We start from the raw sequence: 14,222 nt of genomic DNA, 5'->3' as shown, positions 1-14,222 counted from the left end.
GTACTTTACGGTTAACAGCAGTAAATGTACCTGCTAAAACCATTATATTTGTATAGGTTTCCGGCATTTTACGGCCGGATATTTTTTGCGTTTTTATGAAAAAGCTACGATTGTTACTACTCCCGTTTTCAGTCCTCTACGGATTGGTTACCGCTGTACGTAATGTTTTTTATAACAAGGGTATATTTTCGTCTGTGCGGTTTAGTGTGCCTGTTATTGCCGTAGGTAACCTCAGTACGGGTGGCACCGGCAAAACCCCGCAAACCGAATACCTTATCCGGTTACTGTCTCCGCTCTATAATGTTGCGGTGCTAAGCCGTGGCTATGGCAGGAAAACAAACGGATATATCTTAGCCGATGAAAACGCTGACGCCCACATGCTGGGCGATGAGCCGTTTCAGTTTTATACCAAATTTAAGCAGCATATTAACGTAGCCGTAGATGCTAACAGGGTAGAGGGTATTACTAATCTGCTGAAGCTTTCACCGGTTCCTGATGTAATACTATTAGACGATGCCTACCAACACCGTAAGGTAAAGGCAGGTTTTTATATACTGCTCACCGCTTATGGCGACATATATGCTGATGATTTTATACTGCCTGCGGGTAACCTGCGCGAAAGCCGTGCGGGGGCAAAACGTGCCGGGGTTATAGTGGTTACTAAGTGCCCGCCAAATATTTCTGCTGAGGAGCAGGACGCTATTAAAAAAAGGCTCAATCCGGAAAGTGGTCAAAAAGTTTTCTTTAGCTGCATTGCTTACGATGATTTGGTCTATAGCCAAAGCACTACTACTACTGCAGCCGAAATTAAATCGCAACCAAAAGTGCTGGTAGCCGGTATTGCTAAGCCGGAACCGTTTTATAAGCATTTACACCAGGAAGGCGATGTAGTTAAAACCTATCCGGACCATCATGACTTTACCGAAACAGAAATTAAAGAACTTATACAGCTTTCTGAAACCAAACCTATTGTTACTACCGAAAAAGATTATATGCGCCTTAACGGCAGGGTACCTCAAGACAGGCTATTTTACCTGCCCATAATGAGCCGTTTTGTTAACGGTAGTGATGATTTTGATAAAACCATTTTAAACTATGTGGAACGAAGTACAAGAAACAGTAGACTACATTAAAAAACGTACCGGCTTTACGCCCCGGTTTGGGGTAATACTCGGCTCCGGACTGGGCGGTTTTGCCGATGATATAGAAATAGAACATTCGATACCGTATAATGAGTTGCCTAATTTCCCCGTTAGTACAGTAGAAGGGCATGCCGGCAGGCTTATTTTCGGAAAGATAGGCGGTAATGCCGTAGTAGCCATGCAAGGGCGTTTTCATTACTATGAGGGTTACACCATGCAACAGGTTACGTTCCCGGTGCGCGTTATGAAGTATCTGGGTGTAGAAACCCTGGTGGTAAGTAACGCTTCGGGTGGGGTAAATCCATTTTATCATGTAGGTGATATCGTGATTTTATACGACCATATTAATCTAATGCCCGAACATCCGCTTCGTGGCAAAAATGATGAGCGTTTTGGCCCAAGGTTTCTTAATATGAGCGAACCGTATAACCTCGCTCTTATAAGCAAAGCCAAAGAAATAGCGGTAACGCAGGGGATAGATGTAAAAGACGGTATTTACCTGGGGTTACAGGGGCCTACGTTTGAAACCCTTGCCGAATACCGTATGGTTAAAATACTTGGCGCCGACTGTGTGGGTATGAGCACAGTGCCCGAGGTAATTGTTGCACGCCACATGGGTATGGATTGCTTTGGGGTATCTGTAATTACTGATATAGGCGACAGCGATGGCGTGGGCAGCGTAAGCCATGCCGAAGTACTTGAAGCTGCTGCTAAAGCCGAGCCTAAAGTACGCACACTGATTAAAGAATTAATTGTGCAGGGGTAACTTGCCTGATTATTAGATAAAAGAAAAGGCGTGTTTCTGTTACGAAACACGCCTTTTTGTTTTGGTTCTTGGTTTTGCCCTTACATTAACACCTATTACTGTTAATGTACTTCCTCTCTTAATGTCTTTGCAATGATGGACGGTTGCACTGGTGTATCATTGTTTTTTAAGGCATTTGTTTTATGTATTGTTGCAAAACTAAGGGTATAATGTTTTGGAGAAAATACCCATATATGGGGATTTTTAGCAAACTACTGTAGTTGGTAATTAAGTTTAAATGCCATGAGGTGTTACGCTGAATGTGGTTTTGTAAACAAAAAAACCTGCCACAAAATGTAGCAGGTTCCTTATTTGAATATAAAAATTAACCTTAAGTAAATCCTTATTCTTGTGGGGTATCGTTACCCTTGTCTTCGCGTGGGCGGTCGTCCCTGCGTTCTTGGCGTGGGCCACGGTCGCGAGAGTTACGGTCGTCCCTGCCGTTACCACGGTTGTCGCGTGGGCCACGGTCGTTACGGAAGCCACCACGGTCACCACCTTCGCGTGGGCCACGGTCTTCGCGCGGAGCACGCTCCTTGTAGCCTTCCGGCTTAGGAAGCAATGCCTTGCGAGATACTTTTTCCTTCTTGGTTTTAGGGTCTATGCCTATGTATTTTACATTAAATACATCGCCCATATTTACTACATCGGTTACGTTTTCAGTACGCTCCCATGCAAGCTCGCTTACGTGTAGCAGTACTTCGTTACCCGGTGCAGCAAGATATTCTACTACAGCACCAAAATCAAGAAGTTTTATAACCTTCACTTCGTATGTTTCGCCTACAACCGGCTTAAATACGATAGAGTCGATTTTTCTAAGAACCATTTCAATTCCTTCAGGGCTTGTACCAAGGATTTCAACTTCTCCCTGCTCGTTAACCTCGTTAATAACGATAGTTGTACCTGAAGCTTTTTGAAGTTCCTGTATAACCTTACCACCAGGGCCGATAAGGGCGCCAATGTACTGTCCAGGGATGGTAGTCATTATAATCTTAGGAGCGTGGCGTTTCACAGTTTCACGTGGCTCAGCAATTACTTCTGTAAGTTTGCCAAGGATGTGAAGGCGTCCTTCTTTAGCCTGTTCAAGGGCTTTCTCCATAATATCGTAGCGAAGGCCTTCAATTTTAATATCCATCTGGCAAGCGGTAATACCATCTGCCGTTCCGGTTACTTTAAAGTCCATGTCACCCAGGTGGTCTTCGTCACCAAGGATGTCGCTAAGTACTGCCCAGCGTCCGGTAGCGTCGTCTGAAATAAGACCCATAGCAATACCAGATACCGGTTTCTTCATTTTTACACCCGCATCCATAAGCGCAAGTGTACCGGCACATACTGTAGCCATAGATGAAGATCCGTTAGATTCAAGCACTTCAGAAACCACACGTACAGTGTACGGGTTCTCTTCAGATATCATGTTCTTAAGCGCACGTTGTGCAAGGTTACCATGACCTACTTCACGCCTTGAGGTTCCTCTTAGCGGCTTAGCTTCGCCTGTAGAGAAAGGAGGGAAGTTGTAGTGCAGGTAAAAACGCTCTTCGCCTTGTTCAGACGGAAGGTCTATAACGTTAGCTTCGCGAGATGTACCCAGGGTTACTGTGGCAAGTGCCTGAGTTTCCCCACGGGTAAATACTGCTGAACCGTGTGCAGAAGGCAGGTAGTCTATTTCAGACCAGATAGGGCGTATCTCTGTAGTCTTACGGCCATCAAGGCGTATGCCCAGGTCTAGGATTACATTGCGTACTGCCTCTTTCTGTGCTTTGTAAAGGTATTTCTTTATAAGCTCGCTTTTTTCAAGAATTTCTTCTTCGGTAAAAGCAGCAAGAACTTCTTCCTTAACAGCGCTGAATTTTTCAGAACGCTCGCTCTTTGCAGAACTTTCCTGTGCTATAGCAAAGTACTTATCGTAGCAAAGTTCGTATACTTTAGCTTTAACCTCGTCGTCAGTAGCTTCAGGCTCATACTCGCGGAAACCTTTGTTTACCGCTGCACGAAGTTTTTCCTGAACTTCAATTTGTTTTTTAATGGCTTCGTGGGCAAATTTAATAGCTTCCACCATTTCGGCTTCAGATATTTCTTTCATTTCACCCTCAACCATGGCTACAGAGTCAGCGCTGGCACCAATCATCATGTCGATGTCGCTCTCTGCAAGCTGTGCTTTGCTTGGGTTAATGATAAATTCGCCGTTTACGCGGCCCACACGTACTTCAGAAATAAGTGTGTAAAAAGGTACGTCAGATACTGCAAGTGCAGCTGAGGCTGCAAGACCGGCAAGTGCATCAGGCATTACTTCCTCGTCGTGGCTCATCAGCTGTATCATTACCTGAGTTTCGCAGTGGTAGTCGTCCGGGAAAAGCGGGCGCAGTACCCTGTCTACAAGGCGCATGGTAAGTACCTCTGCATCGCTTGGCCTGGCTTCGCGCTTAAAGAAACCACCAGGGAAACGCCCTGCAGCGGCAAATTTTTCGCGGTAGTCTACCGTAAGCGGTAAAAAGTCTACTCCGGGGTTGGCAGTTTTAGCTGCTACTACTGTACCCAGCAGCATAGCATTGCCCATGCGTATTACAACAGAACCGTCGGCCTGTTTTGCAAGTTTGCCCGTTTCGATGGAGATGGTGCGTCCGTCTCCTAAATCAATAGTTTCCGTAATAACGTTTGGAATCATACGTTGCATTTCTTTTGATTAAACAATGGGTTGTTGTTTGTTGTGTTGTTGTGTAGTTGTTTAGTACCCAATGAAAAACCAAAACTTTTTCTTAAATTTCTATAAAACAAAAAGAGGCGCGCGGGCACCTCTTCTCATTCGATTATTTCCTGATATTAAGTTCTTTCAGAAGCTCACGATATTTGTTGATGTCTTTCTTTTTCAGGTAGTCAAGAAGGCTCCTTCTTTTACCTACAAGCTTTACAAGCGAACGCTCAGTGTTGTAGTCATGACGGTTTGCCTTAAGGTGACCTGTAAGGTGGTTGATCCTGAATGTGAAAAGCGCGATCTGACCTTCAGTGCTACCAGTGTTAGTAGCGCTTTGGCCGTGTTTTGCGAAAATTTCCGCTTTAACTTCTTTAGTTAAGTACATGCTAATATTATTAAAATGATTATTATGTATTCGGGTGTATCCCGATTTGCGTGCAAAGGTAAGTTATTTTTTTTAAAATAAAAGTCGAAAGGCAAAAGTTTTTAAAGTCGTAAAGTCCAGATGCTTAAAGCTTAAAAATTTATTAAGTTTCATATTTAAGACTTCAAAACTTTAAGACTTCCGACGTTATGACTTATATAGTTTCGCCACCTCTGCGTTTACAAATTCAAGGAAGCGCTCGTCTGCTTCGTTAAAAGCATCCAGTACGTTACTGTCTATGTCTATCTGGCCTATGTTGTTACCGTTTACAAATAATGGCACTACAATTTCACTTTTTACAGTAATGCTGCAGGCTATGTAGTTGTCTTGTGCAGTTACATCTGGCACTACAAAGTTTTTATTGCTTACCGCTACCTGTCCGCATATACCTTTACCAAATGGTATTACAGTATGGTCTGTAGGTTCGCCGGCATAGGGGCCCAGTATAAGTTCTTCCTTATCTCCGTTGCGGAAGTAAAAGCCTACCCAGTCATAATAATCTATGTTGTCGCGAAGCAAATGGCACAGTTGTAGCAGTCTGTCTTCACGAAGTATATTGTCGTGGTGCAGTATGTCGGTTACTTTTGGCTGAAGTTCTTCAAATGTCATAAATCTTAAATCAAAAATTTATGCAAAGGTACTTAGTAAACCATAGTGTATTTATATATTTTTGTTAAAAAAACAGGGTATGGGTATAGTGCAAGATAATAAGCCATTTTTAATGTTCCTGCTCAGGTTTGCGCTGTCATACATAGTGCTTTCAGGTATTTACTGGCTATATCTGTCGCAGTTTAATCCTGCCGAAATGCAAACCGATGGCATTACCCATGAGGTAGCGCGTGAGTCGTCTGTAATGGTGTGCTGGCTGGGAGATGCTTCTCATACCGCTCCGCACTCCCGCGATGCTGCCGATAAGCTTTACGTAAACGGCAAATACATAGCCCGTGTGGTAGAAGGCTGTAATGCAGTAAGTGTTATGATATTGTTTGCCGCGTTTATTGTGGCATTTTATGTAGATGTAAAGCGTACCGTGTTATATATTGTATCGGGGCTCGTTATAATCCATGTCCTTAATATATTTCGTATTGCACTTATAGCCAAGGCAGGTTACTACTACCCGCAATACTGGAACTTTCTGCACGATATTCTTTTCCCGGCATTTATTTACGGGGTGGTTTTTGTGTTGTGGGTGTTTTGGGTGCTAAAAATTTATACCAATGCAAAAAAAACTACAGCTTAGTGTTGTAAGCTGGATGCTTATAGTAGCATTAATAGTGCTGCTTTTGGCTGTGCGAATGTTTCAGCAACAGTTGTTCTATGACCCGTTTATAACATTTTACCACAAAACCGTAGCCGATAAGCAGGCGCTGCCGGCGTATGATGGCTTCAGGCTGTTTGCGTATTACTTTTTCAGGTACGTGCTAAATACCGTTTTGTCATTAGCCATACTTTGGGTAATGTTTAAAGATAAGGCAATTATCAAACTCACATCGGTGTTGTATGCTCTGCTTTTTGTAGTACTGGCATTATTATTATATATAGTGCTGCAAGCCGATGTGCCATCCTTTAAACTGATTTTTTACATACGCAGGTTCCTTATGCAGCCATTACCGTTGCTGCTATTCGTACCTGCATTTTATTACCAAAAATACCTGAAACAATAATTTATAGCCGCTGCCAGCTTCTGCACATTGTTTATTTTATACCTTTGTAACCGTGAAACTTAAAAGATACATAAGTACATTATTGTCTGCCCTTATATTGTTTGCCAATATAGGGTTGGTACTAAATGTGCATTACTGCCACGGCAGGGTATCATCGGTTTCGTTAAGCTATAAGGCAAAAGAGCATTGCAGTATACCGAAGCAGCAACATAAAAAAATGTGTTGCGCCAAGGCGGTTAAGGTTGCTAAGAAAAGTTGCTGTAAGCACAATGTGCTAAAAATTCAGGATAATTCAGATAAGACCCTTGTAAAATCCCTACAGTTGGATTTGGGTGTTTTTTATGTGTCTGAACTCTACAGTAACCCTGCACCGGCTCGTGTAGCTGTAAACCGTGTTCCGCAAAATGCACCTGCATTTTATGTGGAAACCCACGCGCCGCCGCGTTACAAACTCTATTGCCAATACATCTTCTACGCCTGAATTTCATAGTTTTTACGTTGATGTCCAACCTTTATTGGGCAAATTGTATCATTTACTATTGAAATTCATTTTTTATGCATAAAATCTTTTTGATGTTATGTTTCCTTGGCTGGTATACTGTAAGCGCCCAGGAAACCGTAACCGGCAAGGTGCTCGATGAAAAGAACCAGCCGCTACCCGGAGCTAATGTGTTTTGGCTCAATACTACCATTGCAACCTCTACAAACGATACCGGAGCGTTTTCCATTCCGTTTTCTAAGGGAAATATGATGCTGGTTATAAGTTACATTGGCTTTAAAACCGATACTCTACATGTACACACACCGCAGGTAATAAACCATAAAATGACACCCGACAGCGCACAGCAACTCGGTGAGGTAACTGTAGATAAAACCCTCTCAAGCTTACGGCGTAACCAGGCCACTGCGGTAAACACCAGTACCATGGGAAGCAAGGAGTTGCTTAAGGCCGCCTGCTGTAACATAGCAGAGAGCTTTGAAACCAATCCATCGGTAGATGTAAACTTTAGCGATGCGTTAACCGGCACGCGCCAAATAAAAATGCTGGGGCTTACCAGTCCGTACCTGCTTATATCTGAAGAAAACCTGCCATCGATACGCGGTGCGGGCCAGGCATACGGGCTTACTTTTGTGCCGGGAACCTGGGTAGAGAGTATTCAGGTAACTAAAGGTGCCGGGCCGGTGATTAACGGGTACGAGAGTATTTCGGGGCAAATTAACTACGAGCTAATTAAGCCGGAAAAAAGCGAACCGTTTTTCCTCAACCTTTATGCAGGTATGGGAGGCCGGTACGAACTTAATGCTCACATTAAACAAAAAGTGTCGGACAAGTGGAACACGTTGCTGTTTGTGCATGGTAACACTCGTGTAGGGAAATACGACATGAATCACGATCATTTCCTGGATAACCCGTTGGGTAAGCAGGTAAATGTAATGAACCGCTGGCAGTACCACGATGCCGAAAAAGGTTGGGTTAGCTTCATTAACCTGCGTTACATGCGCGATGAAAAGCAGGCGGGTATGGTAAGTTTTGACCCAGAAAGGGATAAGGGCAGCACACACCACTGGGGTAGTGAAATTAATACTGATAAGGTAGATGCTTCGGCAAAACTGGGCTATGTATGGCCTGATATGCCGTACCAGAGCATAGGGTTGCAAACCTCATTTAACTACCATAAACAGGCTTCGTACTTTGGTCTTAGCCAGTACGATATTGACCAGAAAAGCGGCTATGCCAATCTTATTTTCAGCTCTATTATAGACAATACTATGAACAAGTTTTCTACCGGTATTAGTGCTACCTACGATAAGTATAATGAGTTTGCGTTTATATACGCTAATAGGTTTGGCGGAAACTTCGACCGTGTAGACAATTCTGCCGGTGCTTTTTTTGAATATACCTACGATAATGCAAATAATTTTAGCCTTGTATTAGGTGGCAGGTTTGATTATCATAACCGTTTAGGCGCATTTGCTACACCAAGGCTACACCTTAAGTACAATCCGTGGGAAAAGGGAACCCTTCGCCTGTCTGCCGGAAGGGGTAAAAGGGCTGCCAACATCTTTGCCGAAAACCAACAGTACTTTGGCTCTTCGCGTGTATTTACGGTTGCGGCAGAGGGAGGAAAGCTCTATGGGTTAAACCCGGAAATCGCATGGAATTACGGCGCCAGTTTTGTTCAGGGTTTTACTTTATTTGGCAAAAACGCGGAGTTTGCGGTGGATTTTTATCGTACTGATTTCCAAAACCAAGTAGTGGTTGATGTGTTTGCAAGCCCGCAATTCGTGTCATTTTACAACCTCAAAGGCAGCAGTTTTGCAAACAGCCTTCAGGTAGATCTTAATTACGAGATTACGCATCATTTTAATGTCCGTACAGCCTATAAGTATTATGATATACAAACCGATTATACATCGGGCAGGTTTGAAAAACCCTTACAGGCAAAGCACCGCTTTTTTACTAACATAGCCTATGAAACGCATATTAAAGAAAAAGGCAGGCAGTGGAAGTTTGATGCTACTTATAACCTACTGGGTAAACAGCGCCTGCCATATACAGGCAGTAATCCTGTAGCCTACCAGCGCGGTGACTATGCGCCATCGTTCGGTACGGTTAATTTTCAGGTAACACGCACGTTTAGCAGCACGTTTGAAATGTATGCCGGCGGCGAAAATGTTACCAACTACAAACAAGCCAACGCTATTGTAGCCGCAGACGATGCTTTTGGGCCGTATTTTGATACTACTTTAGTATACGGGCCTGTTTTCGGGCAAATGTATTACGCGGGCTTACGATTTAAGATCAAATAATTTTTTAAACACATAATAAAAATAACAACCATGAAAAAGTTCCTTTTAGTATTATTAGTGGTGTTTGCCGGAGTTACCCTGCAGGCACAGGAAAAGAAAAGCAAAAATGCCAAACACGATGTAGAGGTTAAGGGCAACTGCGACCAATGCAAGCATCGCATAGAAAAAGCGGCTTATACGGTTAAAGGGGTAAAATCTGCCGAATGGCATGAAGATGACCAAACCCTGCACATAATTATAGATGAAAACAAATGCACTACAGACCAGGTAAGGGAAGCCGTTGCAAAAAGTGGCCACGATACAGACAAGGTTAAGGCTACAGATGATGCGTATAATAAACTGCACAGCTGCTGCCAGTACAAGCGCAGCTAACTACTTTTTACACAGCCTCGTTTCTTAAGATTCGGGGCTTTTTCTTAAGAAAAAAGTTGTAAAACGTATCTCTAAATGTAGTAATTTGGACGTTGTAAATCAATCACTATGAGCAGTACAAAAAAAAATAGCGATACAAGGCAAAGGTGCAATGGCACTGTTGCTGATGCTGTTTTTTTGTTTTAGCGCGTTTGCTAAAGGTTTTACTGCAAATGTGTTGGTATTAAAAGCGGCTTCACACAGCAAAACAAAGACCTGTATAGGAGGAAAGCATACAGGTGCTGTAGTTTCTGTATTTGATGTTCAGGATGATAACGACGCAGATGATGTTGATTTTGCAGTATTACCTGATTTTTCAATACAATTACCACATGCTACTACCGTATATCAAATAGAAAATACCAGCCCTAAAGGCATAGCGTATACAATAGCGTCATTCCATTTGTACGATTTGTACTGCAACTGGAAATCCTATTTGTTATAGTATACAATACGTTAGTTATGCTACCTGCATACTAATCAAATTCTTGTTATTTAATCATTTCTATTTTTCTGTCACTTTTACTGTTTCCCCAGCGGTGCTGATTATGCACGTTTGTGGTTACATAAAATAAAGTTGTTAATTGCCCGGAATACCGGCGCATGGGCATGCCTGTTTTGCCTGTCGGTATTCCTTTTTTCATTAGAGTAATCTTTCATATAGTCAAATTATTTAATTGCGGCTGTTGCGGCAGTCTTCCTGTGAATTATCAGGGTGTTTTTTTAATTGGTTGGTTTTTTACAAGTATCCCGGGGCCGCAACGCCGGGATGTTTTTAAAGTCTGTAATTTTCTCAAGTTTTTTAAATAGCTGTTTATACAGCACAAGTGTTTTTTTAATTAGTTGGTTCCAAAAACTCCTGGCTTCCTAAAGGCCTGGGAGTTTTTTTTTGCCATATATAACAAATGGTCTCATAGCCTCTTTTGTGCATAATAAAATAGGGTTTGCAGAATTTCTCATGGGGTAAAAAGTGTATTTTTGGCGTATGCCAAAACCATTTTTAATCAATATATCAAAGAAGCAGAGCATAGGGTACATTATCCTTGCCGTGCTTTTTTTTTATTTTTTCTGGCTTATGCTACGTCTTACTTTGGAATACATTCCGTACAGCACTAACGTAGCTTTTCTTATGATAAAACAAACCGAGGTTACTACCCTGCCGTGGTATCGGTACGTGTTTTACACCCATGTTTATACCAGCATTTTTATTTTGCTTTTTGGCTTTATACAGTTTTTTACCGTTGCCGGGAAAATTAAAAAACATATCCATCGTATTTTGGGCTACATGTATGTAAGCCTTATACTTTTGTTTTCTGCGCCCAGCGGGCTTTACATGGGTATGCATGCTAACGGAGGGAACACCGCCATAGCTTCGTTTGTTATTTTAAGCATTATATGGTGGGCGAGCACATTTATGGCCATGAAAAGCATATTACAGCAAAACATTATAGCCCATAAGCACTATATGATACGGAGTTACGCCCTAACGCTATCGGCAGTTACGCTGCGTATGTGGAAGGTAATTATTGTAACTTTACTGCACCTTCCGCCTATGGATACCTATAAAATCATAGCCTGGATGGGGTGGGTACCTAATCTTATTATTGCCGAACTGATTATATATTATAAAACCAAACAAATAGCAGCCAAATGAAAAAAATGCTTTTGCTTGTCATAGCGATGCTTGCCTTGGTGGCTTGCAAGGAAGAAAAAAAGCTCCGAAAGCCGGAAATGATTGCCTACCATGAAATTAATAATGAACCGTATAAGCCGCTTTATGGCTACTGGACAGGGTATAGGAGTGATGATTATGAAAGTATAGCCGAAGGCGACACCACTAAAGTAGGTGAGGAGGGGCTTACCATAAGCCTTAAAATAAACCGTATTGTAAACGATAAAGTGTACGGCATAAGCATAGTGGGAGGCGACGTAAAACCCATTGAAGGCACTTGCACACCAGGTAACCGAAAGTTGATTTTTAACCTTCGCGAGCCCGGGACTATGGACGATGCGGGCCTATATGAGCTTCAGCTAAAAAATGATACCCTTAGAGGGTACTGGAAGCCTTACGCGGGAGATGAAATCCGAGTAATGGTAAAGAAGATAGAGCTTGTGCAGAAGCACTTTAAGTATAGCCCAAACTATATGATTGATTCAGATACCGAACTTGTAGACTGGACAGAAGGCAAACAGCATGATACCATTTACAAGGATGATGAGGGAAATGAAGAAAAGGTTGTGGAAGAAATCTACAGGTCAGCTTCAGATGAGGTATTTAAGTACAATGCCTCTACGCAGGTGCTTACAGAAGAAATGCTGAAAAACCTGCGGAAGTTAGATTTAGAGATTTTAAGGAATACCGTTTTTGCGCGCCATGGTTACTCTTTTAAACGAAGTAATCTTCGCTCTTTCTTTGAAATGACCGACTGGTATGTTCCGGTTTCTAACAATGTAGATAAGCAATTGTCTGCTTTGGAGAAAAAGAACATTGCCCTGCTTAAACGCATGGAGCAGTACGCCGAAGACTATTACGAAAGCTTTGGACGTTAATATAAAATATTATAAAACAAAACCGGGCTGCTTTAATAAGCAGCCCGGTTTTTATGTTTAAACAAGCACAATATTACATCATGCCCGGCATACCGCCGCCCATTGGCATACCGCCGCCGGCGTTTTCTTCTTTAACTTCTATAAGAGCACACTCTGTAGTAAGTATCATTCCGGCAACCGAAGCAGCGTTTTCAAGCGCTACACGGGTTACTTTCTTAGGGTCAATAATACCTGCAGCAAGCATATCTACATACTCGTCAGTTTTAGCGTTGTAACCAAAGTCGCCTTCGCCTTCAGCTACTTTTGCCACTACTACACTGCCTTCAAGGCCTGCATTTTCTACAATGGTACGTAGCGGAGCCTCTACAGCACGAGATACAATTTGTATACCTGTAGCCTCATCTGCATTTTCTGCGTTAATGTTACCAAGTACTTTTTTAGCGCGTAGCAGGGCTACACCACCACCTGCTACAATACCTTCTTCTACAGCAGCGCGCGTAGCGTGAAGCGCATCGTCTACGCGGTCTTTTTTCTCTTTCATTTCCACTTCGCTGGCAGCACCTACGTATAGTACGGCTACCCCACCGGCAAGCTTGGCAAGGCGTTCCTGTAGTTTTTCCCTGTCGTAGTCGCTTGTTGTAGACTCTATTTGGGCTTTAATCTGGTTTACGCGGCCTTTAATGTTATCTTCGGTACCGGCACCATTTACAATTGTAGTATTGTCTTTGTCTATAACTACTTTTTCGGCTGTACCCAGCATGTCAAGTGTAGCGTTTTCAAGTGTGTATCCTTGCTCTTCAGCAATTACAGTACCGCCTGTAAGTATAGCAATATCTTCTAGAAGTGCTTTCCTGCGGTCCCCAAATCCAGGAGCTTTAACAGCAGCAATTTTAAGCGCACCACGTAGTTTGTTTACTACAAGGGTAGCAAGAGCTTCGCCATCTACATCTTCGGCAATGATAAGAAGCGGCTTTCCGCTTTGTGCTACCGGCTCAAGTACCGGAAGCAGGTCTTTCATTGACGAAACTTTTTTATCGTATAGTAAAATATAAGGCCTGTCTAGTTCTGCCTCCATTTTTTCTGAATTGGTTACAAAGTAAGCTGATAGGTAACCACGGTCAAACTGCATACCTTCTACTACATCTACGTAAGTATCTGTACCTTTAGCTTCCTCTACAGTAATAACGCCTTCTTTACCTACTTTGCCAAACGCGGTGGCTATAAGTTCGCCTACGCTTTCGTCGTTGTTTGCAGAGATAGAAGCTACCTGCTTAATTTTTTCCGATGTGCTGCCTACTTCTTTGCTTTGGTTAGCCAGTTCGCCTACAATAGCGTTAACAGCCTTGTCTATACCACGCTTAAGATCCATAGGGTTAGCACCGGCTGCTACGTTTTTAAGGCCCTCTTTTACAATAGCCTGAGCAAGAACGGTAGCAGTAGTAGTACCATCACCCGCAAGGTCATTTGTTTTGCTGGCTACTTCTTTAACCATTTGTGCACCCATGTTTTCAAGGGTGTCTTTAAGCTCAATTTCTTTAGCTACAGATACACCGTCTTTAGTTACAGTAGGTCCGCCAAAAGATTTGCTAATGATTACGTTACGGCCTTTTGGCCCTAGTGTTACTTTTACAGCATTTGCAAGCGCATCAACACCGCGTTTTAACCCGTCGCGTGCTTCAATGTCAAATTTTATTTCTTTAGCCATTTTTAGTTATTCTTTTATGGT

General features: G+C 42.6%; 15 protein-coding genes. 10 read left to right on the top strand and 5 right to left on the bottom strand.

Annotation, left to right across the window (positions count from 1 at the left end; genetic code table 11):
* Nucleotides 1-95: 95 nt before the first annotated feature.
* Both lpxK and ACLI08_RS11540 read left to right on the top strand, forming a co-directional pair.
* A complete protein-coding gene (gene lpxK / locus ACLI08_RS11545) occupies nucleotides 96-1,133 on the top strand; it encodes a tetraacyldisaccharide 4'-kinase (RefSeq protein ID WP_411428644.1) in 1,038 nt (345 codons plus the stop codon).
* On the top strand, nucleotides 1,096-1,908 hold the full coding sequence (locus tag ACLI08_RS11540; RefSeq protein WP_411428643.1) for a purine-nucleoside phosphorylase: 813 nt from the start codon (nucleotides 1,096-1,098) through the stop codon (nucleotides 1,906-1,908). The genes lpxK and ACLI08_RS11540 overlap by 38 nt, the downstream gene beginning before the upstream one ends.
* A gap of 382 nt (nucleotides 1,909-2,290) precedes the next feature.
* Here ACLI08_RS11540 and ACLI08_RS11535 read toward each other — a convergent pair whose 3' ends face one another.
* The 3 genes from ACLI08_RS11535 to ACLI08_RS11525 all read right to left on the bottom strand — a co-directional run bounded on the left by ACLI08_RS11535 (nucleotide 2,291) and on the right by ACLI08_RS11525 (nucleotide 5,669).
* On the bottom strand, nucleotides 2,291-4,609 hold the full coding sequence (locus tag ACLI08_RS11535) for a polyribonucleotide nucleotidyltransferase (RefSeq protein ID WP_411428642.1): 2,319 nt from the start codon (nucleotides 4,607-4,609) through the stop codon (nucleotides 2,291-2,293).
* Nucleotides 4,610-4,751: 142 nt separating this feature from the next.
* Nucleotides 4,752-5,021 (bottom strand): 30S ribosomal protein S15, encoded by a 270-nt coding sequence (gene rpsO, locus ACLI08_RS11530; RefSeq protein ID WP_411428641.1) that lies wholly within the window; start codon nucleotides 5,019-5,021, stop codon nucleotides 4,752-4,754.
* Nucleotides 5,022-5,207: 186 nt separating this feature from the next.
* Nucleotides 5,208-5,669, bottom strand: a complete 462-nt coding sequence (locus ACLI08_RS11525; protein ID WP_411428640.1) for a GAF domain-containing protein — start codon at nucleotides 5,667-5,669, stop codon at nucleotides 5,208-5,210.
* 79 nt (nucleotides 5,670-5,748) lie between these two features.
* Here ACLI08_RS11525 and xrtF point away from each other — a divergent pair, with 79 nt between their 5' ends.
* From xrtF to ACLI08_RS11495, 6 genes are all read left to right on the top strand, one after another.
* On the top strand, nucleotides 5,749-6,300 hold the full coding sequence (xrtF, locus tag ACLI08_RS11520; protein WP_411428639.1) for an exosortase family protein XrtF: 552 nt from the start codon (nucleotides 5,749-5,751) through the stop codon (nucleotides 6,298-6,300).
* Nucleotides 6,278-6,724, top strand: coding sequence for an exosortase F system-associated membrane protein (locus ACLI08_RS11515; RefSeq protein ID WP_411428638.1), 447 nt, complete (start codon nucleotides 6,278-6,280; stop codon nucleotides 6,722-6,724). Before xrtF ends, ACLI08_RS11515 begins: the two co-directional genes overlap by 23 nt.
* A gap of 52 nt (nucleotides 6,725-6,776) precedes the next feature.
* Nucleotides 6,777-7,205: an HYC_CC_PP family protein gene (locus ACLI08_RS11510; RefSeq protein ID WP_411428637.1), complete on the top strand. Its 429-nt coding sequence runs from the start codon at nucleotides 6,777-6,779 to the stop codon at nucleotides 7,203-7,205.
* A 74-nt stretch (nucleotides 7,206-7,279) separates the two neighbouring features.
* On the top strand, nucleotides 7,280-9,535 hold the full coding sequence (locus ACLI08_RS11505) for a TonB-dependent receptor domain-containing protein (RefSeq protein WP_411428636.1): 2,256 nt from the start codon (nucleotides 7,280-7,282) through the stop codon (nucleotides 9,533-9,535).
* Nucleotides 9,536-9,565: 30 nt separating this feature from the next.
* Nucleotides 9,566-9,907, top strand: a complete 342-nt coding sequence (locus ACLI08_RS11500) for a heavy-metal-associated domain-containing protein (protein WP_411428635.1) — start codon at nucleotides 9,566-9,568, stop codon at nucleotides 9,905-9,907.
* A 151-nt stretch (nucleotides 9,908-10,058) separates the two neighbouring features.
* Nucleotides 10,059-10,391, top strand: coding sequence for a hypothetical protein (locus ACLI08_RS11495; RefSeq protein ID WP_411428634.1), 333 nt, complete (start codon nucleotides 10,059-10,061; stop codon nucleotides 10,389-10,391).
* Nucleotides 10,392-10,437: 46 nt separating this feature from the next.
* Here ACLI08_RS11495 and ACLI08_RS11490 read toward each other — a convergent pair whose 3' ends face one another.
* Nucleotides 10,438-10,590, bottom strand: coding sequence for a hypothetical protein (locus ACLI08_RS11490; RefSeq protein ID WP_411428633.1), 153 nt, complete (start codon nucleotides 10,588-10,590; stop codon nucleotides 10,438-10,440).
* Nucleotides 10,591-10,931: 341 nt separating this feature from the next.
* Here ACLI08_RS11490 and ACLI08_RS11485 point away from each other — a divergent pair, with 341 nt between their 5' ends.
* Together ACLI08_RS11485 and ACLI08_RS11480 are read left to right on the top strand one after the other, a co-directional pair.
* Nucleotides 10,932-11,600, top strand: coding sequence for a DUF2306 domain-containing protein (locus tag ACLI08_RS11485; protein ID WP_411428632.1), 669 nt, complete (start codon nucleotides 10,932-10,934; stop codon nucleotides 11,598-11,600).
* On the top strand, nucleotides 11,597-12,496 hold the full coding sequence (locus ACLI08_RS11480; RefSeq protein WP_411428631.1) for a YARHG domain-containing protein: 900 nt from the start codon (nucleotides 11,597-11,599) through the stop codon (nucleotides 12,494-12,496). The genes ACLI08_RS11485 and ACLI08_RS11480 overlap by 4 nt, the downstream gene beginning before the upstream one ends.
* 73 nt (nucleotides 12,497-12,569) lie before the next feature.
* Here ACLI08_RS11480 and groL read toward each other — a convergent pair whose 3' ends face one another.
* On the bottom strand, nucleotides 12,570-14,201 hold the full coding sequence (gene groL, locus ACLI08_RS11475) for a chaperonin GroEL (protein WP_411428630.1): 1,632 nt from the start codon (nucleotides 14,199-14,201) through the stop codon (nucleotides 12,570-12,572).
* Nucleotides 14,202-14,222: the final 21 nt, after the last annotated feature.

Source organism: Flavobacterium sp. RNTU_13 (genome assembly GCF_046614455.1).
In the GTDB taxonomy this organism is placed as follows: Bacteria; Bacteroidota; Bacteroidia; order Flavobacteriales; family Flavobacteriaceae; genus Flavobacterium.
This window is presented reverse-complemented; position numbering and strand designations above follow the sequence as displayed.